At 46.1% G+C, this 25,862-nt stretch carries 27 protein-coding genes and 1 other annotated feature; of the genes, 24 read left to right on the plus strand and 3 right to left on the minus strand.

Annotated elements, in window-relative coordinates; all coding sequences use genetic code 11:
* Window positions 1–106 precede the first annotated feature (106 nt).
* Window positions 107–598 (plus strand): GerW family sporulation protein, encoded by a 492-nt coding sequence (gene ytfJ / locus ACUYLD_RS07210; RefSeq protein WP_061829234.1) that lies wholly within the window; start codon window positions 107–109, stop codon window positions 596–598.
* A gap of 95 nt (window positions 599–693) precedes the next feature.
* Here the strand turns inward: ytfJ and ACUYLD_RS07215 are convergent, their stop codons facing one another.
* The gene (locus tag ACUYLD_RS07215; protein WP_250268715.1) at window positions 694–1,413 is read right to left on the minus strand and encodes a protein-glutamine gamma-glutamyltransferase; all 720 of its coding nucleotides are present in this window, start codon (window positions 1,411–1,413) and stop codon (window positions 694–696) included.
* Window positions 1,414–1,630: 217 nt separating this feature from the next.
* On the opposite strand from ACUYLD_RS07215, the gene ACUYLD_RS07220 reads away from it, so the two are divergent.
* From ACUYLD_RS07220 to ACUYLD_RS07245, 6 genes are all read left to right on the plus strand, one after another.
* Window positions 1,631–2,893 (plus strand): D-alanyl-D-alanine carboxypeptidase family protein, encoded by a 1,263-nt coding sequence (locus tag ACUYLD_RS07220; RefSeq protein ID WP_446674690.1) that lies wholly within the window; start codon window positions 1,631–1,633, stop codon window positions 2,891–2,893.
* 59 nt (window positions 2,894–2,952) lie between these two features.
* A complete protein-coding gene (locus ACUYLD_RS07225) occupies window positions 2,953–3,696 on the plus strand; it encodes a nucleoside recognition domain-containing protein (RefSeq protein ID WP_446674691.1) in 744 nt (247 codons plus the stop codon).
* Between the two features lie 7 nt (window positions 3,697–3,703).
* Window positions 3,704–4,234 carry a spore maturation protein gene (locus ACUYLD_RS07230; RefSeq protein ID WP_013310760.1) on the plus strand — a complete coding sequence of 177 codons (531 nt, stop codon included), beginning with the start codon at window positions 3,704–3,706 and terminating at the stop codon, window positions 4,232–4,234.
* Window positions 4,235–4,312: 78 nt separating this feature from the next.
* Entirely contained in the window at window positions 4,313–5,071 is a 759-nt protein-coding gene (locus ACUYLD_RS07235) for a pseudouridine synthase (RefSeq protein WP_023989197.1), read from the plus strand.
* 109 nt (window positions 5,072–5,180) lie between these two features.
* Window positions 5,181–5,897: a response regulator transcription factor gene (locus tag ACUYLD_RS07240; RefSeq protein ID WP_029517311.1), complete on the plus strand. Its 717-nt coding sequence runs from the start codon at window positions 5,181–5,183 to the stop codon at window positions 5,895–5,897.
* Window position 5,898: 1 nt separating this feature from the next.
* Entirely contained in the window at window positions 5,899–7,341 is a 1,443-nt protein-coding gene (locus ACUYLD_RS07245) for an ATP-binding protein (RefSeq protein WP_446674692.1), read from the plus strand.
* A 221-nt stretch (window positions 7,342–7,562) separates the two neighbouring features.
* Here ACUYLD_RS07245 and serA read toward each other — a convergent pair whose 3' ends face one another.
* Window positions 7,563–9,155 (minus strand): phosphoglycerate dehydrogenase, encoded by a 1,593-nt coding sequence (gene serA, locus ACUYLD_RS07250; RefSeq protein WP_039271025.1) that lies wholly within the window; start codon window positions 9,153–9,155, stop codon window positions 7,563–7,565.
* A gap of 262 nt (window positions 9,156–9,417) precedes the next feature.
* Window positions 9,418–9,667: a binding site (T-box leader), on the minus strand.
* Between the two features lie 185 nt (window positions 9,668–9,852).
* Here serA and ACUYLD_RS07255 point away from each other — a divergent pair.
* Together ACUYLD_RS07255 and ACUYLD_RS07260 are read left to right on the plus strand one after the other, a co-directional pair.
* Entirely contained in the window at window positions 9,853–10,440 is a 588-nt protein-coding gene (locus ACUYLD_RS07255; protein ID WP_061829230.1) for a type II CAAX endopeptidase family protein, read from the plus strand.
* Window positions 10,437–10,778 carry a hypothetical protein gene (locus tag ACUYLD_RS07260; protein WP_254351446.1) on the plus strand — a complete coding sequence of 114 codons (342 nt, stop codon included), beginning with the start codon at window positions 10,437–10,439 and terminating at the stop codon, window positions 10,776–10,778. The genes ACUYLD_RS07255 and ACUYLD_RS07260 overlap by 4 nt, the downstream gene beginning before the upstream one ends.
* A gap of 105 nt (window positions 10,779–10,883) precedes the next feature.
* Here the strand turns inward: ACUYLD_RS07260 and ACUYLD_RS07265 are convergent, their stop codons facing one another.
* Window positions 10,884–11,810 carry a polysaccharide deacetylase family protein gene (locus ACUYLD_RS07265; RefSeq protein WP_254351447.1) on the minus strand — a complete coding sequence of 309 codons (927 nt, stop codon included), beginning with the start codon at window positions 11,808–11,810 and terminating at the stop codon, window positions 10,884–10,886.
* Between the two features lie 94 nt (window positions 11,811–11,904).
* Between ACUYLD_RS07265 and ACUYLD_RS07270 the strand changes: the two genes are divergently transcribed.
* From ACUYLD_RS07270 to spoIVA, 15 genes are all read left to right on the plus strand, one after another.
* On the plus strand, window positions 11,905–12,282 hold the full coding sequence (locus ACUYLD_RS07270) for a hypothetical protein (protein ID WP_039271033.1): 378 nt from the start codon (window positions 11,905–11,907) through the stop codon (window positions 12,280–12,282).
* Between the two features lie 197 nt (window positions 12,283–12,479).
* Window positions 12,480–13,094 carry a genetic competence negative regulator gene (locus ACUYLD_RS07275; protein ID WP_013310751.1) on the plus strand — a complete coding sequence of 205 codons (615 nt, stop codon included), beginning with the start codon at window positions 12,480–12,482 and terminating at the stop codon, window positions 13,092–13,094.
* An 85-nt stretch (window positions 13,095–13,179) separates the two neighbouring features.
* Window positions 13,180–13,875 (plus strand): glutamic-type intramembrane protease PrsW, encoded by a 696-nt coding sequence (prsW, locus tag ACUYLD_RS07280; RefSeq protein WP_254351448.1) that lies wholly within the window; start codon window positions 13,180–13,182, stop codon window positions 13,873–13,875.
* Between the two features lie 265 nt (window positions 13,876–14,140).
* Window positions 14,141–15,526, plus strand: a complete 1,386-nt coding sequence (gene ypeB, locus ACUYLD_RS07285; protein WP_061829227.1) for a germination protein YpeB — start codon at window positions 14,141–14,143, stop codon at window positions 15,524–15,526.
* Window positions 15,527–15,691: 165 nt separating this feature from the next.
* A complete protein-coding gene (locus ACUYLD_RS07290) occupies window positions 15,692–16,351 on the plus strand; it encodes a flagellar brake protein (RefSeq protein ID WP_165177242.1) in 660 nt (219 codons plus the stop codon).
* A 129-nt stretch (window positions 16,352–16,480) separates the two neighbouring features.
* Window positions 16,481–17,188 (plus strand): (d)CMP kinase, encoded by a 708-nt coding sequence (gene cmk / locus ACUYLD_RS07295; protein ID WP_250261094.1) that lies wholly within the window; start codon window positions 16,481–16,483, stop codon window positions 17,186–17,188.
* Window positions 17,185–17,778 (plus strand): lysophospholipid acyltransferase family protein, encoded by a 594-nt coding sequence (locus ACUYLD_RS07300; RefSeq protein ID WP_013310746.1) that lies wholly within the window; start codon window positions 17,185–17,187, stop codon window positions 17,776–17,778. The genes cmk and ACUYLD_RS07300 overlap by 4 nt, the downstream gene beginning before the upstream one ends.
* Window positions 17,779–17,898: 120 nt before the next feature.
* Window positions 17,899–19,125: a 30S ribosomal protein S1 gene (gene rpsA / locus ACUYLD_RS07305; RefSeq protein WP_013371699.1), complete on the plus strand. Its 1,227-nt coding sequence runs from the start codon at window positions 17,899–17,901 to the stop codon at window positions 19,123–19,125.
* 147 nt (window positions 19,126–19,272) lie between these two features.
* Window positions 19,273–20,595: a ribosome biogenesis GTPase Der gene (gene der / locus ACUYLD_RS07310; RefSeq protein WP_013310744.1), complete on the plus strand. Its 1,323-nt coding sequence runs from the start codon at window positions 19,273–19,275 to the stop codon at window positions 20,593–20,595.
* A gap of 11 nt (window positions 20,596–20,606) precedes the next feature.
* A complete protein-coding gene (gene plsY / locus ACUYLD_RS07315) occupies window positions 20,607–21,215 on the plus strand; it encodes a glycerol-3-phosphate 1-O-acyltransferase PlsY (RefSeq protein WP_039271041.1) in 609 nt (202 codons plus the stop codon).
* Window positions 21,208–22,248 (plus strand): NAD(P)H-dependent glycerol-3-phosphate dehydrogenase, encoded by a 1,041-nt coding sequence (locus ACUYLD_RS07320; protein ID WP_039271042.1) that lies wholly within the window; start codon window positions 21,208–21,210, stop codon window positions 22,246–22,248. Before plsY ends, ACUYLD_RS07320 begins: the two co-directional genes overlap by 8 nt.
* Before the next feature lie 166 nt (window positions 22,249–22,414).
* Entirely contained in the window at window positions 22,415–22,690 is a 276-nt protein-coding gene (locus tag ACUYLD_RS07325; RefSeq protein ID WP_013310741.1) for a stage VI sporulation protein F, read from the plus strand.
* 178 nt (window positions 22,691–22,868) lie between these two features.
* Window positions 22,869–23,519, plus strand: a complete 651-nt coding sequence (locus ACUYLD_RS07330) for a hypothetical protein (RefSeq protein WP_446674693.1) — start codon at window positions 22,869–22,871, stop codon at window positions 23,517–23,519.
* 38 nt (window positions 23,520–23,557) lie between these two features.
* Window positions 23,558–23,908, plus strand: a complete 351-nt coding sequence (locus ACUYLD_RS07335) for a 2Fe-2S iron-sulfur cluster-binding protein (RefSeq protein ID WP_235309581.1) — start codon at window positions 23,558–23,560, stop codon at window positions 23,906–23,908.
* A 420-nt stretch (window positions 23,909–24,328) separates the two neighbouring features.
* On the plus strand, window positions 24,329–25,807 hold the full coding sequence (gene spoIVA, locus ACUYLD_RS07340; protein ID WP_023989182.1) for a stage IV sporulation protein A: 1,479 nt from the start codon (window positions 24,329–24,331) through the stop codon (window positions 25,805–25,807).
* Window positions 25,808–25,862: the final 55 nt, after the last annotated feature.

The following is a 25,862-nucleotide window of genomic DNA, read 5'->3' on the forward strand; positions in this document are numbered from 1 at the left end:
TAAGGCATAACCGAATCGGAGGACATACATATTTCCTTGAACTCCTGCGCACAATAGCGAAAGAAAAGGCAATCTACGCTTGAGATAAGCAGAGGAGGAATTAATCATGTCAGATCACCCGATTCAAGGGCTCATGCAAACCGCAATGGAAAACATCAAAGCCATGGTAGACGTGAATACGATTGTGGGAGACGCGGTGGAAACACCCGATGGTTCCGTTATTTTGCCAATCAGTAAGGTAGGATTTGGTTTCGCTGCCGGGGGAAGTGATTTTAACGTAGACGAAGAGGCACTTCATACTTCCTCGGCTTCCGGTAATCATAGCGGGAAGGAAGTTCATCCTTTTGGTGGCGGTAGCGGTGGTGGTGTATCTATTCATCCCATTGCTTTTCTGGTTGTTGGCAAACAGGGGGCACAAATCGTTCCATTGGACAACCAAACGCATCTGATTGAGAAACTCATTGACTCCACCCCATACCTGATTGATAAGGTTCAGTCTATCTTCCGGAATGCAGGCGACAACGTGCAGACTCCACCCCCACAGGTACCTGTAGATATTAATATTGATCAAAGTAATTCTGGACCGGCTTACTTGTAAAAGTCATTGGAAATGAAAAGCGTTCTCTCCGGAAGGTATCCCAAAGCCGAGTATAGGCTAAGGAATACCTTCTTTTCTGCTTACACTTGGCCCTATCACAGAATATACTGCCTTCCCCCAATGACAGCATGTATACGGTGACTGTATTCCTGGTGATACAAAGTATGCAGTGACAATTCATTTTTTCGATTTCCTTCGGTAGCGAACTGCGATAAGTAGATGAAGTCCGGATAGACCACTTCATTCGTCAAATAAGCAGATACCGTGGCTTCCGGCCGACGATGTTGATTCAGGGAATCGATAATACCCTTCGCCGGCAAGATGCCAATCCCATGTCCATAAAACAAGTCTTCCTTCAGCTTAACGACATTTTCTCCTTTCCATTCCAATGTTTCAGATGACACATCTGGATTGTTGAAATACAGAATATCGCCAGGAGCTGCTTTATGACTCCCTTGCTGCTGTATGAGCCTGAGGTCACTGTCATAATGCCAGTCATACAGCAGCATACCTGCAAAAATCCGATTAAACTCACTTTCCAGAATGGAATCCAGCACTCCTTTGTACAGCACAATAACCATAGCTGTTGCACATTCAAAAGCGTATTGATGACCGTTTGAAAAAATGTCTCTGATCCCCTGTGCCGGAGTGACACCTGCTTTAATCTGAAAACCACCCTTTTCCGTTAAATCCCAAAATTGCTGGTTGCAACGTGCTGTAGCAAAAGTGGCAAAGGATACACCGCTTCGATGCAATGCTTCTGCGGACTCTACAATCCGCGATCTTAAAATCATTTCAAACTGGAGACGCAGCATGATGTAACCCCCGATCCATATTTAACTTTGGTAACTAATATATATGTACTCGGGAGGGCAAGTTGCTTGGTTTATGCAGAAAGAAAGCAAAAAGAGAGCAAAAAGAGAGCGGCTAATGGCTGTCCCGTAAAGGAATTTTCTGTTATAAAGGTGGACATACTTTGAACAGCTTGGACATAGAATGGTACAAGACTTGCTCAAAACCGGAGGAATCCAAATGTTTAAAAAAAAGCAACACATTCACGCGGACCACAGCCATTTCTTGAATAAGGCACGCGCATTTGTTTTGCCGCTGGTGCTTCTGCTTATTTTGTCATTGTCGCTTACGTTGCTGAGTCCACAGCCCGTTCGGGGAGCGATAACAACAGAAGCAGCGCCGCCTGTATTAGGAACCCATGCACAGGCTGCTTCTTTAATTGATGTCACATCAGGAAGAATCATATATTCTACCGAGGGTGACCGGGAGCTACGTATTGCCAGCCTGACCAAAATTATGACTGCAATTGTGGCCATTGAACATGGACGCTTGCAGGACCGGGTAAAGGTGAGTCCTACCGCGTATGCCAAAGAAGGTTCCTCGCTTTTTCTGCAAATGGGTGAACAAATGTCGCTGGAAAATATGCTGTACGGCTTAATGCTCCGTTCTGGTAATGATGCAGCCTCTGCCATTGCTGAGCATGTGGGGGGGACAGAAGAGGGATTTGTCCATTTGATGAATGACAAGGCGGTTCAGCTTGGGCTAAGCCATACACATTTTGCTAATCCTCACGGGCTGGATGCCGAGGGACATTATTCCTCAGCCAATGATATGGCCCGGCTAACTGCTTATGCGCTGCATAATCCAACTTTTGCCCGTATCGTAAAAACAGAACTGAAAAAAGCACCGAATCCCAACGATTCTTGGGACTACTCATGGCACAACAAAAACAAAATGCTGCGGCTGTATGAGGGAGCTGACGGTGTGAAAACAGGCTTTACCAAAAAAGCGTTTCGCTGTCTGGTCAGCTCTGCCACACGGGACGGTCGCCAGCTCGCTGCCGTTACCTTGAATGACGGGGACGATTGGAACGATCATGCACGTATGCTTGATTACGGATTCCGATATTATCCGCTCATCCCGATTACGGACAAGCAGCAACCTATCGATGGTTACCCACTATTAACAGGTACAAGCTTTGCCTATCCTTTACATGATGGTGAGAAGACCCAGTTGCACAAAAGACTGGTGTTGTATAAAAATTCTGCTTCTGCAGACAGAGCGGACGTATCTTTTGGCTTACGAGGGCGGGTCGAATTCCTATTGGAAGGTAAACTTATCGGTTCTGTTCCTGTGTATGAAAAAGGTAGTAAGCTGCCTGCTCAAAGTACCGTACATCCACAGCAAGAGGCTCCAACTGCACAAGATCCTGCGAACAATACTCAGCAACAAGGTTGGACGAGCAGATGGAACGAAATCCTAAAAAATTTGTTTGGAGCCTAGGGCAAGCAGGAAATTAGAGCTGGGACGTGTCACATCATTGGGAAAAGGAGGAATCAGCCATGATTCATCTCATATGGGTGGCTTTGATTTGTATTGGATTTGTATTTGCCGCCGCGCAGGGAAATATTGAGGTGGTGACGAAAGCAGCTTTTGACGGGGCAACTACGGGGGTTACAGTGTGCTTTGGACTGATAAGTGTGCTGGTGTTTTGGATGGGAATGATGAGGCTGGCTGAAGATGGTGGGCTCTTACAGAAAATATCCAAGCTGCTTTCTCCTTTGGTTGCCTTTCTCTTCCCTGATGTTCCGCGTAATCATCCCGCTATGGGTTACATTTTGTCCAATATGAGCGCCAATTTGCTGGGTCTGGGGAATGCAGCCACACCGATGGGAATCAAGGCTATGCAAGAGTTGCAGACGCTCAATCCAGATAAGCAAACCGCCACACCAGCCATGTGTACGCTGCTCGCCCTGAATACGGCCAGTATTACGCTTATTCCTACGACGTTGATCGCGATACGGCTTAATTTTCATTCCGCACATCCGGCAGAAATCGTCGGTACGACACTGGTAGCGACCGCAATAGCCACCTTTGCCGCAATTGCGGCGGACCGTTGGTACCGTAGTCGAGAATTGCGCCGCCGTCCTCCAGCGATTCCGCCGTCCCAGACATCCTTGGCATCACTCACCTCATCAGCACCAACATCTGCTGCCTCTTCAACGACGCTGCCCGCATCTTCACCTGCCGTTCCGCGAACGGGAATCACGGCTGCCAAGGGCAGGGACACCACTTGGAAAGGATGAGGGAGGCATGCTTAATTTTATAAACCTCGTATCGACTTGGGCCATTCCGGTTATTCTCGCTTTTATTCCTTTATATGCATATGCTAAAAAGGTACCTGTCTACGATTCTTTTGTAGATGGAGCCAAAGACGGCTTTTCTACCGCCATCAGCATTATTCCTCATCTTGTAGGCATGATGGTGGCGATTAGCATTTTTCGAGCATCCGGCGCTTTAGACTATTTGATCTCCTGGGTAACCCCATGGATTAAACACTGGGGTGTACCCGGTGAGGTACTGCCTTTAGGCTTGCTTCGTCCATTGACGGGCACCGGTTCACTTGCGTTCACGACGGATCTAATTCGCACTTATGGCCCGGATTCCATGATCGGTCGGATCGCCTCAACGATTCAGGGCAGCACAGACACGACGCTATATGTGCTAACTGTATATTTTGGTGCGGTAGGTATCCGCAATGGACGGTATGCTTTGAAGGTAGGACTATTTTCAGATGTGGTTGGTTTTGTGGCAGCCATTGCCATTTGCCTGCTTGTATTTTAATTTCTGCATCGTTTTTTGAACGGGGGTTGTGATTTTGCTCATGGATGGGTATCATTAGCATGAGGTGAATTAGCGAACATGGAAAGATTGCAGAAAATATTGGCCCAAGCTGGTGTAGCTTCCAGACGTAAATGTGAAGAGCTTATTCAGGCGGGCAGCGTGGAAGTGAACGGGGTTGTCGTAACTGAACTGGGAACGAAGGCAGACCCTGATCAAGATATGATTACGGTAAAGGGACGCCCGATCAAAACCGAGAAAAAAATCTATCTGATGATGAACAAACCTAAAGGAGTCATTACGAGTGCTTCCGATCCGGAAGGCCGTAAAATCGTGTCAGACTATCTGAAAGGCGTTAAGGAACGCGTATATCCAGTAGGGCGTCTCGATTACGACACCGAAGGACTGCTGTTGCTTACCAATGATGGCGAGTTCGCCAATCTGCTCACCCATCCCAAGCATCATGTGCCCAAGACATATGTGGCAACTGTCAAAGGCGTTCCGCATGGTACTGAGCTGGACAAGCTGAAAAAAGGAATCGTGCTGGAAGATGGCATTACTGCACCAGCCGAGGTAGAATATAAAGATGTAGATCCGAATGGTAAGGAGTCTGTGATCCAGATTACCATTTATGAAGGCAGAAATCGCCAGGTAAGACGGATGTTTGAGGCCATTTCACACCCGGTCATCAGACTCAAGCGGATTGCCTTCGGTGATCTTTTGCTACAAAACTTGAAGCGCGGTCTGACCAGACCCTTAACCAAGGACGAAATCAACCGTCTCATTCAACTTGCCAAATCAGACAACACGAAAAAGAAACGGACAGGACGGGGGTCATAACCCCGGCCTTTTTGGTGTAAAGAGACTGTTGGATGAGAGTAAAGTTTGACCAAGCACGGGAAAATAGTAAAATAGAGAGAATGGTTTTTTTAGCGAAGGGGCTGGGAATATGTCAGAACAAAGCAACCGCATATTAATTGTAGATGATGAAGAACGCATTCGCCGCCTTCTGCGGATGTATCTGGAAAAAGAAGGATATGCAATTGACGAAGCTGAGGATGGTGAGATTGCCCTCCAAAAAGCGACTGCAAGCGATTACAGCATTATTTTACTGGATGTAATGCTTCCGGGGATGGATGGGATTGAGGTGTGTACACGGCTGCGTCAGACCAAAGCTACACCTGTGATTATGCTGACTGCCAAAGGTGAGGAAGTGAACCGTGTACAAGGCTTTGAAGTCGGAGCCGATGATTATGTGGTTAAGCCCTTTAGCCCGCGAGAAGTCATTTACCGGGTGAAGGCAATTTTACGCCGTTCGTCGGAAACTGCCTTTTTAACGAAAGAGGCGGTACCAAGCAATAGTATTGTTTTTCCGAATCTTATCATTGAGCATGATGCGCATCGGGTAACTGCGGGCGGGATTGAAATCAGTCTCACGCCTAAAGAGTACGAGCTGTTGCACTATTTGGCGGTGTCGCCAGATAAAGTCTTCTCGCGTGAGGAACTGTTGAAAGATGTTTGGAATTACGAATTTTTTGGTGATCTGCGTACTGTGGATACGCATGTGAAACGGCTTCGTGAAAAGCTGAATAAGGTATCGCCAGAGGCAGCGGCTATGATTACAACCGTGTGGGGCGTAGGTTATAAGCTGGAGGTTCCAAAATAACGTGAACTTCTGGAGATCGCTGGTAGGCAAGCTGTGGATCACCATCATTTGTCTTGTAGGCTCTGTGCTTATTTTTCTAGGGCTTTTTTTATTGCCGTACATCAACAGAAATTTTGCGGCGTATGAATCGACGGAAATCAAGCATTTGTTCACCTATACATGCATTGTCGGATTTTTATTGACGACCTTTTTTGCCTTATTCCTTTTTACTAAAATCACACAGCCTATGCAGCTGTTGATTCAGGCGGCGAATGCGATTCGTGAGGGGAGGTATGATACTCGGCTTTCGCTGGTGACCAGTGACGAAATTGGAGAACTGGCGAAAACTTTTAATCATATGTCCACGGAACTGGAAGCAACGATCCGCAGTCTGAATGAGGAGAAAAACCATTTATCCAGCGTACTGCGAAGCATGTCTGATGCCGTAATCACCTTCGACAGAAGCGGACAAATCATCTTGACGAATCCGCCGGCACAAAGTCTGTTGGATATCTGGAAAAAGCTGGAGTGGCAGGAGCGTGATCTGGAGGAGTTTGGAGCTTCTGTACCTGAGCCTTTGCAGTCTCTGTTCCATACTGTTATGGACAGGGGAGAGGATGTCGGAGACTATATCCATGTCAAGAAGGGCTCCTGGTCGGTGCAGATGGCGCCTCTGTATACGGATAATGCAATCCGCGGTGCAGTAGCTGTGCTTAGAGATATTACGGAAGAAGTGAAGCTGGAGAAGATGCGGAGCGATTTTGTGGCCAACGTATCTCATGAAATCCGTACACCTTTATCTATGATGCAGGGCTACAGTGAGGCGTTGCTGGATGGAATGGCGGGTTCCCCTGAAGAATCCGAGGAGCTGGTACAGGTCATCCATGATGAATCATTACGCATGGGAAGGTTAGTCAAGGATCTGCTTGATCTGGCCCGAATGGAGGCTGGTCATACAGACATGCACCGACAGGAAGTGGATATGAATGAGCTGATCGAGCGTGTTCACCGTAAATTTACGGTACGTTCAAAGGAACAGGGACTGACACTCGATTACCATGAGCAAGGCCAACGTTTGCTGCTGCCTGAGGCAGATGAGGACAGACTGGAGCAGGTATTGACCAACTTGCTGGATAATGCTTTCAGACATACACCCGGCGGGAAAAAGGTTACTATTGCGGCGGATCGAATTTTGGGAGAACGGCATGAGTTAATCCGTATTCGGATTAAGGATGAAGGTGTAGGCATTGCCAGCGAGGATCTACCTTATATTTTCGACCGCTTCTACAAGGCAGATAAGGCCAGAGTACGTGGTGAGGATAAAGGGACTGGTTTGGGGCTTGCTATTGTCAAGAACATTGTAGAGGCTCACGGAGGCTCTGTCTCTGCTGCCAGCGTATTGGGGGAAGGGACGGAATTTACTATTTTGCTGCCGATCTCCAACAAAACAAAGCTGGGTCTGTAACAGATTTATAAGCCCCAGCTGATATACCCCGGTTTGCAGGCATCCTCGGAAGAGGGTGCTTTTTGTTGAAAAATCAACATTTATCTTGTTCAACGTGGAACATCCTGTTTCATGCATGATGATTGCTCTCATGACAGATAACGGTATAAGAGAAAAAGACGCCTGGGTAGCCAGGCGCCTCTCTTTATTATAAAACTATGGACTTCTCAATATGTCTGGAATTAATTTAACACTACTTCTTGGGCAGTATTTAGTTCTGGCAAACCAACGAGTTGAATCAGCACGTCTTTTGGCACGGCTTTATCGACGGTCAGGATCATGATGGCTTCACCGCCGACAATTTTACGCCCTACTTGCATGGAAGCGATATTGACGCCGTTCTCCCCAAGCAAGGTGCCGACACGGCCGATAATGCCTGGTTTATCATTGTGGGAGATGAGCAGGAAATGAGCTTCCGGTGCTACATCTACCGGGAACTGGTTCAACCGAACGATCCGTTCGCCATAGCCTGCCAGCAGGGTGCCAGATACACGTTGCTCTTCGCCGCTCTGCGTCTTGAGTGTAACGGTAATCAGATTGGTAAAACCCTTGGTGGCGGGCGCCTGAGATACGACAAGATGGATGTCACGTGTTTTGGCCAGATGTACAGAGTTTACAATGTTCACATCGCTGCCCAGATGACGGCTAAGAACACCTTTCAAAATATACCGTGTCAGCGGCTGTGTATCCACAGAGGACAAATCGCCAGCGTAATCTACCTGAATTTCACGTACAGCCTGATTCGTGATCTGAGCGGCAAAGCTGCCAAGCTTTTCTCCAAGCGAGAAATATGGCTGCAATTGCGTCATAACGTTGGATGGCACTGGAGGCATGTTGACCGCATTTTTAAAAGGCTCATCACGCAAAATATGCAGCACTTGCTCGGACACATCGATAGCTACATTCTCCTGAGCTTCGACAGTCGAGGCACCCAGATGTGGTGTGACGATAATTTTCGGATGACTCAGGAATGGGTGATCCTGTGCTGGCGGCTCTGACTCGAATACGTCAAAGGCTGCACCGGCAACGATACCTTCATCAATAGCTTCAACAAGAGCCATTTCATCGATAACTCCGCCCCGGGCACAGTTGATGATGCGCATTCCTTTTTTCATCACTTCAAACTGTGGACGAGCAATCATATGTTTCGTTTCCGGTGTTAATGGTGTGTGTACGGTCATAAAATCTGCGTTGCGGATAATTTCGTCCACGCTCGCCAGCTTAATGCCCAGCTTCTCAGCGCGTTCTTCCGTTAGAAATGGATCATAGCCGAGGATGCTCATGCCAAATGCTTTAGCACGTTTAGCCACCTCACTGCCGATACGTCCCATGCCGAGGACTCCAAGTGTTTTGTTACGCAGTTCGACACCGAGGAATGTTTTACGATCCCATGTACCGCCAATGGTTTTGGCATATGCCTGTGGAATATGACGTGCTAGAGCCATCATCATCGCAAAAGTGTGCTCACAAGTCGTAATCGTGTTGCCGTCAGGAGCGTTAATAACGATAATCCCGCGTTGTGTTGCTGCTTCGAGGTCGATGTTGTCCACTCCGACCCCAGCTCGCCCTACAACCTTGAGGTTCTTACCTGCCGTCATGATGCGTTCGGTTACCCGAGTTTGGCTTCGAACGAGTAATGCGTCATAGTCACCAATAATTTGAACCAATTCATCCTCGCTGAGACCTGTGTTCTTGTCCACCGTGACATCGTCTGCATCCATCAGCTGCTGGATGCCCAGGTCACTGATCGGATCGGATACTAACACTTTAAACATTTGGTTTCCTCCTCAAAGTTAACTTCTTTTATGGACAGGATGTACTTCAAACTGAAATACATTCCATAAAGAACATGAAAAAAACTTGAAATGCTTCTAAAAGTACAGGAGAGCGGTGTAAAATACTAGTGTGATAACGCATTGACGCAGAAAAGGGATAAAATAGTATTATGCACCAAACTGACGATCAAAAGTCTTACGCGGAGGCGCTTTGCGTTTTTCGGGCATCAAAAAAACCCCCGAATCACATACTATCTCCATAGTAAGGGACGAGAGTTATCGTGGTACCACCCTAATTCGCAGCCATTTCGCAATGGACTGCCTTCAGCGGTCATAAAATGACCGAAAGGATAACGGTTTTCTGCCGATTGCATCTAATGCCGGGAAGTATTCCACAGACCTCGGTGCAATAACTCAGGAGCGCTGAAAGTAGTTACTTCGTCACCGGCTTCCACCCAAGCACCGGTTCTCTGAGGACGAAATCAATACCTTTTCTCCATCATTGTTGTTGTCGCTAATAATTTTTTCATAATGTATCATGGCTTACATGGGCATGTCAATAGGACATGCGACATGTGTGGATAGCCGGCTAGATATATAGCTACAGAATGCGGAAAATTAAGATTTAAGTCTTCTTGAATCCGCCCGACTTTTTGGCTATGATGCTAAAGAAGACTATGCAGAGGACTAACTAACTATGAAAAAGCTTAAAGTGAAATGGAAAAGAGCGCAAATTCATGAATTGAACGACCGCTTGCTGCTTTACAATTTGTATCTAACTCAGGGGCTGACCCTGCTGATTGGCGCAATCTGGATATTTTTTCAGAAAAGAAATGTGTTAGAACTATTTGCATTGCCGAACACTCTGCACGTCTTATGGTGGGGATTGGGATTGGCCGCCGCTATGTTACTTGTGGATCTGTTGCTGTCCCGGATTATGCCTGAGGATGCTATGGATGACGGTGGTATTAACCAAATGCTGTTTCAAAATCGTCCGGTGTGGCATATTATTTGTATAGCAGCTATCGTCTCTATCTGTGAGGAACTCTTGTTCAGAGGTGCAATTCAGTACAGCTTTGGTCCTTATTGGACAAGCATTTTGTTTGCGGTGATTCATATCCGGTATTTACGGCATTGGATTCCCACTGGCTGGGTTTTTCTTAGCAGTTATGGATTGGGCTACATATATGTGCAGACCGGTAGTCTGTGGGCACCGATCATTTGTCATTTTGTGATTGACCTTATATCTGGCTTAGCGTTACGTTTTCGGAGGTATGAAGAATGAATCAGGAACTTAGCAGAGTGCAGACCTATGGTAGCCGTCGAAATGGTCGCAAAGGCAAGGAGGAGGACAGGTCAAAATCTAAACCAGTTCGCTCCCGTGCTTCACGGCCCGTGCCAGAATTGGCTCACGTTGCCGCTGTACCAGAAGTTGCTGTGACGCTGGAGGATGATACTCCTGCCAGTGAGTACCGAACGCGGGCAGAAATGTTTCCGTCCCGCCGTATTCGGGTAAGCAAGTGGTTTTTAAATTTTTTGAGTACTCTTTTTGTGCTGATTACTGCAGCGTTACTGTGGTGGGGCATCAAGGGTGCACCACCCATCAGTGAAATGCTTTGGTAAAGGCGCAAAATGATACGGTAAAAAGGCCTCCGTCTCCGCATGAATAGCGGAGAGTGGAGGCCTTTATTGCATCATCTACAGTTAAGACTGAGTATACGCAAGTCTCTATTTGCTGGCAGGAACCTCAATGCTTTGAGGATCAACAAATTGGTACCCCTTTTGCTCAAGGCGTGTCAATAGACTGTCCAGAGCCTCAGCTGTCCATGGCAGTTCATGCATCAAAATATTGCTGCCTGGATGAAGTTGTTCCGTTACGTTTTTGAGAAGTGCCTCCGTTTTATTAGGCTGATTCTTTTTCATTGTCCAGTCCAGAGAACCGACGGACCATGTCATGTATAGGAGACCGTTTTCCTTAGCGACCATGCGACCTACGTCTCCGCCGGCACCATGAGGGGGACGGAAGAATACGGGGGCTTGTCCTGTAATGTCCTTAACAACTTTTTGTACCGATTCAATCTGTTTTTTGACCTCAGGCTCAGATTTATTCTTCAGCACGATGTGATCCCAGCTATGGTTGCCGATGGGCTGTCCACGGTCATGGATAAGCTTAAGCAACTCAGGATGCTCTTTTACACGGTAACCGTTTACGAAGAAAATCGCTTTCGCTTTGTGTTTATCGAGTACATCTATGATTTTGTTAATCATGGCTGCTTCCTTAGGACCATCATCAAAGGTCAGTAACACGACTTTTTTTTCGGTGCCTTGTTGGTTAGGAATTACATTGTAGGCTTTGTTCAAGTGATACATTTTGTTATTGGTAGTTGCAGATGTCGCAGCTCCTGTTTCATTGCTTTCGCTGGTTTTATCATTTTGTGCATTGGTTTTACCCGCTGAGTTATGATCATCACTGCCTGCTTGCTTACTGCTGCTTTTTGGGGAAGAGACGCTGCTCTGATCTTTGGCGCTGTTACTTGAGTCAGACGCTACCGAATCCTGCTGTTTGCTTGTTGCCGCAGATTCCGGCTTGGTTGCAGTGCAAGCACTAAGCAGCAGACATGCGGTGAACAAAATGGCTGCTGTTTTTGTACCCATTATTTCATCTCACCTTCCTGTATTTTATACCGTATGAGTTTGTCACTACTGACGAACACTATGCTTGATTCTACCACAAAGGGAGGTTCTAATTGTGAAAACATCTTCATTTTTCCTGGGAATCGTCTTGGGCGCTGTAGCAAGCTCTTTGATCTCCCGCAACCGCGACATGTTGGGCTTATCCATGGACATGGGTGGAAAAAAAAGCGGCAATTTAGTGCAGAAAGCCCGTACTAAAATGATGGACGCGGCATTCCCCGGAATGGGCGAGATAACGCTAAATAAAGAAGACACCCATAAGGATCAAGACCATCATTCACCAACAGATAAAACCGCTCATAACGCCCATACTGCCAAGAACAAAGAAGAGAATATGAAGTTGATTAAAGACTTCATCAGAACAAGTCCCGATGTTAAGCGTGAGGTCGAGCAAATTTTGAAAGAAACTCATACAGCCGTACCGGGATTGTAACCCAGAAACCTTTATTCCGAATCATTTTGCGGCTTTTTTGTAAAAGCCGTTCAAATGATTCTTTTTTTTATCTTTTTATTGCGTGCATTTACGATTATAAAATGATAACATGATTACATAGAACCATTTTCATCACAGGCATCATAATTGCATCATAATCTGTTAATAACACTCGGCTGCCAGGAGGAGGGTCCAGTATGAAAATAGAAAGATTAAGTCAGGACAAGATACGGATTTTCCTTACCTTTGACGATTTGAGCGAACGCGGTATTCAAAAAGACGATATGTGGCAAGAAATTCCAAGAGTTCATGAGCTGTTTACCGAAATGATGGATCAGGCATACAGCGAACTGGGCTTCGACGCCACGGGACCGTTAGCTGTCGAAGTCTTTGCGCTTCCTGCTCAAGGAATGGTTGTTATCGTCACCCGGGGAAAATACGACCATCAACAGTATGGTTCGGGTCCCGATGAGGAGCTTCCAGAGGAAGTCTACGAAATGGAAGTCACGCTGGAGCATAGCGATTCCATCGTTTACGCGTTTAGCGATTTCGAAGTACTCATAGAAGCGGCTCATATGCTTCGTAGTAACACTACGGAAGCAGGTAAGCTGTATCATTATAGAGGAAAATGGATTCTGCATTTGGAACCAGAAGAAGTAGAGGAGTCCAAGCTTGCGGCTTTAATTGCGGTTCTTGCTGAATTTGGAGAAGGCTCATCCGTTACACCAGCTATGTTGGAAGAGTACGGCAAGCTGGTCATTCCTGAGCAGGCAGTTGCTGTCATCTGCACTCATTTTGACAGCCGTTCTTGATTCGTTTTATCGAAAGTGATATCGAAGTGAATTTGTCGGCTCTGCGCTAAAGCAGGGCCGACTCATTTTTATGGAGGGATGATCGGTGCTTCTGTTTTCGGTTTTAGCGGCAGCCACAGCGCCGGGTCTCGCCTTATTGATGTATTTTTACTTGAAGGACAGGTATGATTCGGAGCCACTGCACATGGTTTTTAAAGTGTTTTTGCTCGGCTTTTTGGTGGTTCTTCCTGTCATGATTTTTCAACGCGGGCTGCTGCTTTGGCTAGGGGATCACACGTTAATCCAGGTGTTCGGCATTTCAGCGGGAGTGGAAGAGTTTTTTAAATGGTTTCTGTTGTATCACATCATCTATAATCATACCGAGTTCGACGAGCCTTATGACGGTATTTTGTATGCGGCCGCAGTCTCACTCGGATTTGCAACAGTTGAAAATCTGTTATATGCCTGGGCGGGCCATGCTTCGATTAGCATGATGCTGATGAGATCATTGCTACCGGTATCCGGTCATGCGATGTTTGGTGTAATGATGGGCTACTACATGGGGAAGGCCAAGTTTTCAGAGGGCTTGAGGAGCAAATACATGTTGCTGCTGTCATTGGTGCTTCCATGGTTCTGGCACGGAGTATACGATTTGATTTTAACGAAATTTTCGCATGACTGGATCTGGTTTATCATTCCACTTATGGCATTTCTATGGTATGGAGGAATGGCGAAGATCAGTCGAGCTAATAACCGTTCTCCTTTTCGTTTGTTAAAACGGGAAGAAAAGGTTAACATGTAACAAAATGGGGCACACTGATCTGACAAACCTGTTAGAGAAAGAGGTGTCTTTTTTTTGCGTATAAAAGTAAGAATTCATTGTAAAAGATGTGGAGAACGTTTTGTGCTGAGAGGACGTATAGAGCAAGGACAGATTCAGACCGGCTTTAAACGCTGCATTTGCGATAACTGTGAGTTTATTGTTGAAGTCATGGAAAACCATGCATAAGAGAGCATTCTTCTTGTCACACTATCGGTAGTGTACTTGAAGAAAGGAGACTCCCAATATGTATAAGCGACTTAGTGCCGTATTGTTCCCGGTGGTTACCCTGATGATGATAGGAGCATTTGTGTGGGGTTATCAGCAAAGCCAGATGAGAAAAGAGGTGTCTCTTCAGGCAAATAGCATGTCGATAAAAGCGGAAAATCAATACCAGCGTGCGTTTCACGATTTGTCGTTTCATATGGATCAGCTGCATTCTCAACTCGGGAACGCGGTTGCTGTCCATAATACTTCACACGCGATGCACCGCAAATGTTTGATGAACGTGTGGAGGATTGCAAGTGAGGCCCAAAATGAGGTTAATCAGTTGCCTCTGAATGTAATGCCTTTTAATCATGCCAAGGATTTACTGTCGCATCTATCCGCGTTTTCGTATCAGACCGCTGTCCGTGATCTGGATCACGAGCCTTTAAACGAGAAAGAAATTTCGAACCTGAAAACGTTATATAACAATTCCAAAGAAATTTCAAAAAACATGCAGGAAGTGCAGCAAAAGGTCCTTAGCAAAAATTTGCGATGGATGGATGTAGATATGGCGGCAGGTTCGCAAACTGGTCCGAAGGACAACACCATTATTGATGGCTTTAAAACCGTGGACAAAAAGGTGGAAAACTACAAGGAGCTGGATTGGGGACCGTCTGTAGCCAGCATCTATGATAAACGCTCTGTGAAAAAATTGAGTCTCCCGGCAGTGAATGCAGAACAAATTAAACGAAATGCCGCTGAATTTACAGGAAAACCGGAAAGTCAGATCCGTGTGAACGAAAATGGTAAAGGAACGGAATGGGCATCTTATACAGCTACCCTGCTAAATAAGAAGCAGCCCGTGGCCAGTATGGATTTTACGAAAAAAGGCGGCAAGCTTATTTCTTATCATGACATGAGAGCAGTAGGCCCTAAAAAAGCAACACGTAATGAAGCGATTCGCTATGCTAGTGAATACCTTGAACAAAAAGGTTACAAAGGAATGAAGCCAGTTGCGTATGATGAGAGCGGGAATTTAGCTAATATTACATTTGCGAGCCAACAAGGGGACGTGATTATCTATCCAGAAAAAATCACAGTCAGATCAGGCCTTGATAACGGACAAGTGATCGGTTTTCAATCCAGTGATTATGTGTATGAGCATAGTCATCTCCGCCGCATTCCGCAAGCGAAATTGAATTTGAATGCAGCACGAGCAAAATTGAATCCTGAGTTTCGTGAAACTTACCACCGTAAAGCTTTAATTGAAAATGAACTTTCAAATGAAGTTCTATGTTATGAATTTGGTGGTAAAATCAATGGTTCCGTCTACCGGATATACATTAACGCCAATACGGGGATGGAAGAAACGATTGAAGAGGTTAAAGATTCAGATGAACCTCAGGTTACTGCAAGTAATGCGTAGTTGATTACATGAAAATGAATCAATAGTCACTCTAAACCTCCTTCATGAAGGAGGTTTTTTGTGCTTTAGTCATAGATCGAACAAATAAAATGCTTAATATAGGCATAAAGTCGTGGTATTATATACCTTAATTAGAGCTTTTAATGGACAAGGATGGTGGATCATTTGTTTCCCAAAATTAATGATGTGTTATACATACAAGTGGCTGGTACTGACCATAAGGACGAGATTTTTGAATTTAAGTCTCGTATTGCGGAAGAGGAGTCACAGAACTTTTTAATTGAAATTCCTATGTCACAAACAAGTGGGCATTTGAAAAAATTGTTTCTAGGGGAAGAACTGTCTATATTTTTTATGAGCGAGGGTGGGATTAAAAATTATTTTAATACCCACGTTACGGGTTTTAAAGAGGATATCCTCCGGATGGTTCGTATCCACAAACCTGCTCCAGACAGCATCAGCAAAATTCAGCGCCGCAACTTTCTTCGGGTTAAGGCCAACTTGGAAATTGCAGTAAAGCATGGTGCGAACGAGTCCAGATTTGTAGCAGAGACACATGATGTAGGAGGCGGGGGTGTTTCTTTTCACACCCAGGGAACTCATCATCTTGAAGAAGGAGAATCATTGTCTTGCTGGATTTTAGTTCCATATAAAAACGGTACTCAGGAGCATGTTCCGTTCCAATCTGAAATTGTGCGCATTCAGCAGATGGAAAACGGTCGCAAACTCATTATGCTGAAATATGAGGAAATCGCTGATCAGGAGCGCCAAAAACTGATTAAATATTGCTTTGAAAGACAGCTGGAATTCCGGGGGAAATCTTAATCATCCGAAATTTTTCTTTTATAGTAAACCTGTCGCTTATTTTGCATCGCCTATAAATGTGTGGTATAATTTTCACGTCGCAGGCAATGCCTGCTTTTTTCTTGAGGTTAGGTTAGGAGGAATTCCCTGTTGGCAAGGCAACATGTATCTTCAAGTAACAAAATCAATGTAGCCATTGATGGACCTGCTGGTGCAGGGAAAAGTACAGTGGCCCGCCTGGTGGCGAAAGCACTTTCTTATGTATATGTAGATACCGGCGCCATGTACCGAGCTGCAACGTGGTACATGATGTGTAAGGAAATACCTGCAGAAAATGTACAAAAAGTGCTTCAACATGTACCTGAGCTGGTGATTGAATTAGTACCGGACCCCACAGGCCAAAAGGTTTATTGTAACGGGGAAGATGTAACCACTGTGATCCGTTCGATGGAAGTGACTAGCAACGTGTCACAGTATTCAAGTATTGCCGGTTTACGTACACGTTTGACTGAAAACCAGCGTGAAATGGCTGCGCGCAAGGGTGTCGTTATGGATGGTCGTGATATTGGAACAACTGTACTTCCCGATGCGGAAGTCAAGGTGTTCATGACCGCAAGTGTTCAGGAACGTGCCTCTCGCCGTTTTAAAGAACTGAGCGAAACTGATGATATCACTCTGGAGCAGCTAGAACGTGACATTGCGGCACGTGACAAGCTTGACGAGGAGAGGGAGGTATCCCCGCTTCGTTGCAGTGAGGACGCCATCGTGCTCGATACGACCCAAATGGGCATTCAGGATGTCGTTGATACGATCGTATCTTATTGCTTAACGGAGAAGGATGGAGAGATCAGCCAATGATATATACTGTATGCGCCAGTATTTTGCGTCTCATTTACCGCGTTCTGTTTAGACTTGAGGCGGTAGGCAGGGAAAATGTTCCTGCTGAGGGTGGAGTGCTGTTGTGTTCTAATCATATTAGTAATCTTGACCCTCCTACAGTCGGTATTTTGCTGAAGCGAAAGGTTCACTTTATGGCAAAAGCCGAGCTGTTTAATGTTCCTGTACTGGGTCCACTAATTGGGAAACTGGGAGCTTTTCCAGTCAAACGCGGTGGTGTAAGTAAGGAATCCATTAAGCTGGCATTGAACATTTTGCGTGATGGTAAGGTTATGGGGATCTTTCCCGAAGGCTCCAGAGGAGCTGGGGGAATCGGTAAAAAGGGTGCTGCAAGCTTTGCGCTACGCAGTGGAGCGGCTGCCGTTCCGGTCGCCATTATTGGTGATTACAAGCTTTTCCGTAAAACGAAAGTGTTATACGGTAAACCTGTCAATTTGGACGCTTACCAAAAGGGTGCCGATATCGAAGGAGATCCGCTTGAACTTGCAACAGAAGCAATTATGTCTCGTATTCGCACGATGAAGGAAACGGGTAAGCCTACGAATAACTGAAAGGCTTGCATGAATTGTGTCTAAGCTCGGAAAACTAGAACAAAAGTTTATTTATGTTTTGAACTCTGCCATGCGCAGGTTTAAATAAATGGTTTTTTTTGAATTGAGGAGGGTATTGACATGTCGGAAGAAATTAAAAATCAAGAAGCTGCTGAAGCGGCAAATCAAGACGAGCTCGATCAAATCGTCTCCCTGAAAAAAGGTGACACCGTTAAGGGTACAATCGTGAAATTGGAAGATAACCAAGCGGTAGTAAGCATTGGATATAAATACGATGGAGTTATTCCAATTCGCGAGTTGTCTTCTGGTTTGGATAACGCAGAAGAAGCAGTACAAGTAGGCCAAGAGGTTGAAGCTAGAATTATCAGCATTGACGATGGCAAGGAAAAACTTGTTCTGTCCAAACGTGCAATCGACAGTGAAAATGCTTGGGAAAAGTTGGAGCAACTGTTCGAAAGCAAAGAAGTATTTGAAGTTGTTGTGAATGATGTCGTTAAAGGCGGCATCGTGGTAGACGTGGGTCTGCGCGGATTCATCCCTGCATCCATGGTAGAACGCCACTTCGTTGAAGATTTCAGTGATTATAAAGGCCGCACATTGCGTGTTGTTGTAAAAGAACTGGATCGTGAAAATAACAAAGTGATCCTTTCTCAAAAAGACGTTCTGGAAGCAGAATTCGAAGCCAACAAGCTTAAAGTAATGGCTGAGCTGAAAGAAGGCCAAGAAATCGTAGGTACGGTTCAACGTCTTACTCAGTTCGGTGCTTTCGTAGATGTTGGCGGCGTGGACGGTCTGGTTCACGTATCTGAAATTGCTTGGACTCATGTCGATAAGCCTTCTGATGCAGTTTCTGAAGGAGATCAAGTGAAAGTGAAAGTCTTGAAAGTAGATCCTGAAAAAGGAAAAATCAGCCTGAGCATGAAAGCTGCACAGCCTGGTCCTTGGGAATCGGCTGCTGGACAATTCAACAACAATGACATCGTAACAGGTGTTGTAAAACGTCTGGTTAACTTCGGTGCATTCGTTGAAATCGCTCCTGGCGTGGAAGGTTTGGTTCATATTTCCCAAATTTCCCACAAACACATTGGAACTCCACAAGAAGTTCTGGAAGAAGGACAAGAAGTGAAAGTTAAAATTCTTGAAATGAATCCTTCTGAAAAACGTGTTAGCCTGAGCATTAAAGAAACTGAGGAAGCTCCTGAAGCTGCTCCTAAAGCAGAAAGAGCACCACGTGCATCTCGTGCACCTCGTGAGGAACTGAATAATCCTAACGTTTCCCTCAATAATTCCGGTCTGAGCATTACGCTCGGCGAGCGTTTTGGCGATAAGCTGAACAAATTTAAATGAGTTTAAATCAATACATTTTATAATAAGCATAACGTACACCATCGGCGGACCCAGAGGGTTCGCCGATTGTTGTTACGTGACCATATCGCTAATAGGTATGTTTTTTGCTATGATGATAGCGGAAGAATTGACAGGAGGAGTGAATTTATGGCAAGACCCGTTGTGGCTATCGTTGGTCGTCCGAATGTGGGTAAGTCCACTATTTTTAATCGGATTATCGGGGATCGTTTGTCCATCGTGGAAGATAAACCCGGAATCACTCGTGACCGTATATACGGTATATCGGAGTGGAATGGTAAATCCTTCAGTATTATTGACACCGGCGGCATTGAGATTGATGGTGAGGATGTCATTTTAAAATCCATCCGTATGCAGGCCGAACTTGCAATAGAAGAAGCAGATGTAATTGTATTCATGAGTGATGCGAAAGCAGGAATTACACAGTCAGATGAAGAGGTAGCTCAAATGTTATATCGTTCGGGTAAACCGATCATCGTAGCTGTCAACAAGGTGGACAATCTCAGTCGCGCCGATCTGATTTATGAGTTTTATTCTTATGGATTTGGTGATCCAATTGCTGTTTCTGGTAGTCATGGAACAGGGATAGGCGACCTGCTAGATGCCATTACGTCCAATTTGCCTGAGCTGGAAGAAGATCACTATGATGAAGACGTTATTCGTGTTGCCTTGATCGGCCGCCCGAATGTAGGTAAATCTTCATTGGTTAACGCCATTCTGGGAGAAGAACGGGTTATCGTTAGTGACATTGCAGGCACGACGCGTGATGCAATTGATACACCTTTTGAAAAAGACGGTCAAAAGTATGTGCTGATTGATACGGCAGGTATGCGTAAACGTGGCAAAGTATATGAAACGACTGAAAAATATAGTGTAATGCGTGCCATGCGTGCCATTGAGCGTGCAGATGTTGTACTGGTCGTTATTAACGGCGAGGAAGGCATTATTGAGCAGGATAAGCACATTGCTGGCTATGCTTATGAAGCGGGTAAAGCGTCGCTGTTTGTCGTTAACAAATGGGATGTCGTGGACAAGGACGATAAAACGATGCACCAGTTTGAAACGAAAATTCGCGATCACTTTCTATTTATGACATATGCTCCGATTGTGTTCTTGTCTGCAAAAACGAAGCAACGCCTGCAAAAGCTGCTTCCTGTTGTACAGCATGTGGCACAGCAGCATGTATTGCGTATTCAGACACATTTGCTGAATGATGTAATTTCCGACGCGGTTGCCATCAATCCTCCACCAACAGACAAGGGACGTCGTCTGCGTATTAACTATGTGACCCAGGTTGCTGTTAAGCCGCCTACGATGGTTGTATTCGTAAACGATCCAGAAATAATGCACTTCTCGTATGAGCGTTATCTGGAGAACAAAATTCGCGCCGCCTTCAATTTTGAAGGAACTCCAATTCGTATCTTTACACGGCGCAAGTCTGACGAAAGTTAGGAGCGAATAGGTTGATTTTACAAATCGTTGCCATCGTACTCAGTTACTTGCTTGGCTCTGTCAGCTTTAGTTTGCTGTATGGAAAATTAAAAGGAATCGACATTCGCCAGCATGGAAGCGGCAATGCCGGTGCGACGAATACGCTGCGTGTGCTTGGAAAAGGCCCAGCTATTCTGGTACTGCTGCTGGACGTACTTAAAGGGGTTATTGCAGTGCTAATAGGGCACTGGTTAGGTGGAGAATCATCCTGGGTATCGGGTTTGTGCGGCATTGCAGCGATTGCGGGCCATAACTGGCCGATATATTTTCACTTCCGTGGAGGAAAAGGTATTGCGACTGCTATTGGTGTATTGGCATCGCTTGCCTTACTGCCCGCACTATATGCCGGAATCATTGCGATACTTGCAATCGTAATGACGCGTTACGTATCCTTGGGATCGCTCATATTTGTCATTTTGACTCCTTGGATATTACTCGTGCTTGGTTATGCATGGCCGTTATTCTGGACGGCTCTAATCATTTGTCTGTTCGCTGTGTGGAGACACCGTACCAACATAGTCAAGCTGGTACGTGGGAATGAGAACAAGCTTGGCTCCAAAGGAGGAGATCGTCTTGTCTGAGAAAATAGCTGTGCTGGTCGCGGGGAGTTGGGGAACAGCCCTGGCTTCCGTTCTTGCGGCCAATAACAACGATGTCTCTGTCTGGACGAGAAACGAGCAGCAAGCAGCTGAAATCAATGAGAAGCATACGAATGAGCATTATTTACCAGGCTCCATTTTGTCTGACCGCATTTCAGCTACAACTGATATGCAGACTGCGGTATCTGGTGCTAAAGCAGTGATTATCGTATCTCCTTCGGCTGCTGCTCGTCAGGTAGCACGTAGTCTGAAAGCTCATTTTAGCAAGGATATGCTGGTAGTGCATGCCATTAAAGGTTTTGAAACTGAAACGCTTAAACGTATGTCCACGGTGATTTCGGAAGAACTGGAAGTCGCTGAGGGTGATATTGCTGTGCTGTCTGGTCCGAGTCATGCGGAAGAAGTGGTGAGGAAATGTCCTACAACGGTCGTTGTAGCTTCCTCCAATGAGAAGGCTGCACAAGCCGCACAGGGGCTGTTTATGAACTCCTATTTCCGCGTCTATACAAACCGTGATTTGCTCGGCGTGGAACTGTCCGGGGCGCTAAAAAACATTATCGCATTGGGTGCGGGAATGTCAGATGGACTTGGTTTCGGTGATAATGCCAAAGCGGCTTTATTGACCCGTGGATTGGCTGAAATTACCCGTGCCGGAGTTGAGATGGGCGCTAACCCACTAACCTTTGCCGGCCTGGCTGGTATTGGCGATCTAGTGGTCACTGCAACGAGTCGTCACAGTCGCAACTGGCGTGCAGGGTCACTATTGGGACAGGGCCAACAGCTTGATGCTGTGCTGGAATCTATGGGCATGGTCGTAGAAGGTATTCGAACGACAAAAGCGGCATACGCCATCTCTCAAAAATTAGGTGTTCAGATGCCTATTACAGAGGTGCTGTATGGAGTACTGTTTGAAGGACGTGACGTCCGTAAGGCCGTTGAGGCGCTGATGGGTCGCGATCCTAAGACCGAGATGGAAGTCATGCCACTTCAAACTTGGGAGCAATGGCATTCTTAAGGGCTCGGATGAGCTTTAATAATATAAAGGCTGTCTCATGGTAGATTTTTTCTATAATGAGATAGCCTTTTTTAGTTAGGCGTTTGGCATGTCTTATGTACGCTTAATCACCTTTTGTCTCTGCCACTCATAGACTGAGTTGAGCAATGGCGGAGGAGGGGAGATTGTGAATAAAAACTTTCCGAAAGATGCATTGAAGGCCATTAACAAAAAAGGCGGCAAAAACATATCCGAAAATGCAGTGAAAAAGCTGGCAGGCACGGTAAAGGCGGACACGCTTCAAAGCGAAGCGCAACTGCGTCAGCTTATCAAGCAGGTGTCTGCGATGGCCAACATTCCGGTGTCGGAAGATACAGTAAGGGATATTGTTGGTGCCGTCAAAAAGAGCGGAATGAATCCTTCCAATATGGAAGCGTTGATGAAAATGATGATGAAAAAATAGACCGCTGGCCGCACGCCAGTTAGCATTATTCACCGTGAACCGGGAAGGTTCGCGGTTTTTTTTGTATTTTGGAGTAGGTAACCACTTTTTCAGTACACAAAATATCGAACTGCCCTGTCGAACATGTTATAATGATGCCCATCAGGAAACGGAAGGAAAGACAGCAAAGGAGGAAACGATGTTGAAGGAGGCAATATCATCAGTGTTAGTAGACAGGCTTCCTCACAATCTGGCAGTTGCGCTGAGTAGCTTGGCTGAGAGCTGGTCAACAGTGTCGGTTCCGTGGATGCTGGGCGGGAGCTGTTCACTACTTGTGCAAGAAGTTGAACTGGATCGCCTGCCTCGGGACATTGATATTTATGCGGATATTCATGCCGCAAAGCAGCTTCATTCACACCCCCTGGGTATGAGTATAGATCGACAGCAGGTTGACCGTAGCGGCTCTTACGTTTCATTGCTGAGCCACTATGATCTAGAGGGATTTCCAGTCGAGTTGGTGGGAGGATTTGAGGTATTATGTGGCGGAGCGTTATACCGCTTAGAGATCGAGCGACTACTTTGGTCGACTGGTATTCAGCTTGAGCTGGGGAGTGCTTCACTGCGTCTGATGCCGCTCAGTCATGAACTTTTATTCAATATATTGCGAAATCGACCCGACCGGTACAAAGCGATTGCCGATGTCATGAAGCGCGACCCGCGACGTCATATAATTGTACTGAAGCAGTTACTAGTCAGTAATATTTGGAATGAGGAGCAATTGGACAAGCTTGCAGAACTTCTGCCTTGGCCAGAGTTGCACTCTGTCATCCAGAAGGGCAATGAAGTATAAGCTGTGTTATTAGGAGAAAGACGACTGGAGGACCATTCATGAATGTGCAGATTACGTTCAAGCCGTCAGGCAGGCGCGTACAGGTCGGTCAGGGTACGTCATTGCTTCAGGCTGCTCGTAAAGCGGGTGTATATATTCCCACTCGTTGTGACGGAAAAGCAGCCTGTCTGATGTGTAAGGTACAAATATCACCGGGATGGGCTGAATTCGCAGGTCAACCCAGCGATGCAGAGCAGCGGAAGCTGGGACCTTTACTGGATGAAGGAATACGCTTATCCTGCCAGGCCCGTGTCCAAGGCGATATGGAGGTAACCATACCGGAGGATAAGCTCAAGGCGGCTATCAGGCGGCAACTGGAGCGTCAGGCGATGGATGATGAACTTTGGTAATGCCGATTATATCAGGAGAATAAAAAAAGGATGGTTTCCGACGACTCTAAACAGTCAGGAGAAACATCCTTTTTTATTTAGTCTAGCGACAAAGTCATGGGAGAGCCTTGCCCCGCATATATTAGGTGAGTGGACCCAAACGTAAAATATCGTTTCTGCAATGATCGCTCTGTCGCAATCTATTTTTCAAAAAACTAAACATATTTTACGGAGGGGATACATATGATGGTATCAGTCCAAATGCATGTACGAGTTTACGCCGTTTCGCCGATTCCATCAGTCTCCTGAATCTCGGCGGCGGACGACTTCCGGGCATTTTAAAGGCTGTTCTGCCGCATCTGGGATCAAGCAGTTGGTTGAACACGAAGCGGATGCTCTTTAAGCATTTTTCCTTCGGAGACTTTTGAGGAGGGGATTTCATTGGAGAAAGTGGACATTTTTAAAGACATTGCCGAACGCACCGGAGGAGACATTTATCTTGGGGTCGTCGGCGCAGTCCGAACAGGAAAATCAACGTTTATCAAGCGGTTTATGGAGACGATTGTTCTGCCAAACATTACAAGTGAGGCGGACCGTGCCCGCGCCGTAGACGAGTTGCCGCAAAGTGCGGCAGGCAAGACGATCATGACGACGGAGCCTAAATTCGTACCGAATAATGCCGTCCAGATCAAAGTAACGGAAGGACTGGATGTGAATGTACGTCTGGTTGACTGTGTAGGATATGCAGTAGAAGGAGCAAAAGGTTACGAGGATGAAAATGGTCCGAGGATGATCTCCACACCATGGTTCGAAGAACCTATTCCTTTTCAGGAAGCGGCAGAAATTGGTACACGCAAGGTTATTCAGGAGCATTCGACGCTCGGTGTGGTAGTCACTACAGACGGCACGATTGCGGAAATCCCGCGCAGCTCTTATGTAGAGTCGGAGGAACGCGTCATTGAGGAGTTGAAGGAAGTTGGCAAACCATTTGTTTTGGTTATCAACTCCACGCATCCGCGCAGTGATGAAACACTCCAGCTTCGCAGTGAGCTGGCTGCCAAGTATGATATACCCGTCATGACACTCAGCGCGGCGACTATGACGGAAGATGATGTTACAGGCGTACTTCGTGAAGTATTGTATGAATTTCCGGTGCATGAGGTGAATGTAAACCTGCCGAGCTGGGTCATGGTACTGAACGAAGAGCACTGGCTGCGTAGCAATTATGAAAATTCCGTTCGCGATACGGTTAAAGATATTCGACGCCTACGTGATGTAGATCGAGTGGTTGGCCAGTTTATGGAATATGAATTCATCGACAGGGCCGGGTTGAGCGGGATGAATATGGGGCAGGGCGTAGCTGAAATTGATCTGTATGCCCCCGATGAGCTGTACGATCAGATTTTGGTCGAAGTCGTCGGGGTAGAGATTCGCGGCAAGGATCATTTGCTACAAATGATGCAGGATTTTGCCCATGCCAAACGGGAGTACGACCGCTTCGCTGAGGCGCTGGAAATGGTCAAGACAACGGGATATGGTATTGCCGCGCCGTCGTTGTCCGAGATGGCACTAGACGATCCGCAGTTGATTCGTCAGGGTACAAGGTTTGGTGTGCGGCTCAAGGCAACAGCACCTTCCATACACATGATTCGTGTCGATGTGGAATCGGAATTTGCTCCGATTATCGGAACAGAGAAGCAAAGTGAGGAGCTTATGCGCTATCTGATGCAGGATTTTGAGAATGACCCAATCAAAATTTGGGAGTCAGACATTTTCGGACGTTCGCTGCATTCTATTGTACGGGAAGGCATTCAGGGTAAAATCGCCATGATGCCGGACAATGCACGCTATAAGCTGCAGGAAACGCTGGGTCGTATCATTAATGAAGGCTCCGGCGGTCTCATTGCTATTATTCTTTAAGGCTAAGCCACACCAAAAAATCTTTAAGAGAAATACCGTGGAGAGCAATTTGCTC

It is taken from the genome of Paenibacillus sp. SER-28, assembly GCF_052906305.1.

Excerpts from the sequence above, each read along its gene's own strand:
- ytfJ (WP_061829234.1), top strand. The coding sequence starts at position 107 with ATGTCAGATCACCCGATTCAAGGGCTCATGCAAACCGCAATGGAAAAC.
- ACUYLD_RS07215 (WP_250268715.1), bottom strand. The coding sequence starts at position 1,413 with ATGCTGCGTCTCCAGTTTGAAATGATTTTAAGATCGCGGATTGTAGAG.
- ACUYLD_RS07220 (WP_446674690.1), top strand. The coding sequence starts at position 1,631 with ATGTTTAAAAAAAAGCAACACATTCACGCGGACCACAGCCATTTCTTG.
- ACUYLD_RS07225 (WP_446674691.1), top strand. The coding sequence starts at position 2,953 with ATGATTCATCTCATATGGGTGGCTTTGATTTGTATTGGATTTGTATTT.
- ACUYLD_RS07230 (WP_013310760.1), top strand. The coding sequence starts at position 3,704 with ATGCTTAATTTTATAAACCTCGTATCGACTTGGGCCATTCCGGTTATT.
- ACUYLD_RS07235 (WP_023989197.1), top strand. The coding sequence starts at position 4,313 with ATGGAAAGATTGCAGAAAATATTGGCCCAAGCTGGTGTAGCTTCCAGA.
- ACUYLD_RS07240 (WP_029517311.1), top strand. The coding sequence starts at position 5,181 with ATGTCAGAACAAAGCAACCGCATATTAATTGTAGATGATGAAGAACGC.
- serA (WP_039271025.1), bottom strand. The coding sequence starts at position 9,155 with ATGTTTAAAGTGTTAGTATCCGATCCGATCAGTGACCTGGGCATCCAG.
- ACUYLD_RS07255 (WP_061829230.1), top strand. The coding sequence starts at position 9,853 with ATGAAAAAGCTTAAAGTGAAATGGAAAAGAGCGCAAATTCATGAATTG.
- ACUYLD_RS07260 (WP_254351446.1), top strand. The coding sequence starts at position 10,437 with ATGAATCAGGAACTTAGCAGAGTGCAGACCTATGGTAGCCGTCGAAAT.
- ACUYLD_RS07265 (WP_254351447.1), bottom strand. The coding sequence starts at position 11,810 with ATGGGTACAAAAACAGCAGCCATTTTGTTCACCGCATGTCTGCTGCTT.
- ACUYLD_RS07275 (WP_013310751.1), top strand. The coding sequence starts at position 12,480 with ATGAAAATAGAAAGATTAAGTCAGGACAAGATACGGATTTTCCTTACC.
- ypeB (WP_061829227.1), top strand. The coding sequence starts at position 14,141 with ATGTATAAGCGACTTAGTGCCGTATTGTTCCCGGTGGTTACCCTGATG.
- ACUYLD_RS07300 (WP_013310746.1), top strand. The coding sequence starts at position 17,185 with ATGATATATACTGTATGCGCCAGTATTTTGCGTCTCATTTACCGCGTT.
- rpsA (WP_013371699.1), top strand. The coding sequence starts at position 17,899 with ATGTCGGAAGAAATTAAAAATCAAGAAGCTGCTGAAGCGGCAAATCAA.
- der (WP_013310744.1), top strand. The coding sequence starts at position 19,273 with ATGGCAAGACCCGTTGTGGCTATCGTTGGTCGTCCGAATGTGGGTAAG.
- ACUYLD_RS07330 (WP_446674693.1), top strand. The coding sequence starts at position 22,869 with ATGTTGAAGGAGGCAATATCATCAGTGTTAGTAGACAGGCTTCCTCAC.
- ACUYLD_RS07335 (WP_235309581.1), top strand. The coding sequence starts at position 23,558 with ATGAATGTGCAGATTACGTTCAAGCCGTCAGGCAGGCGCGTACAGGTC.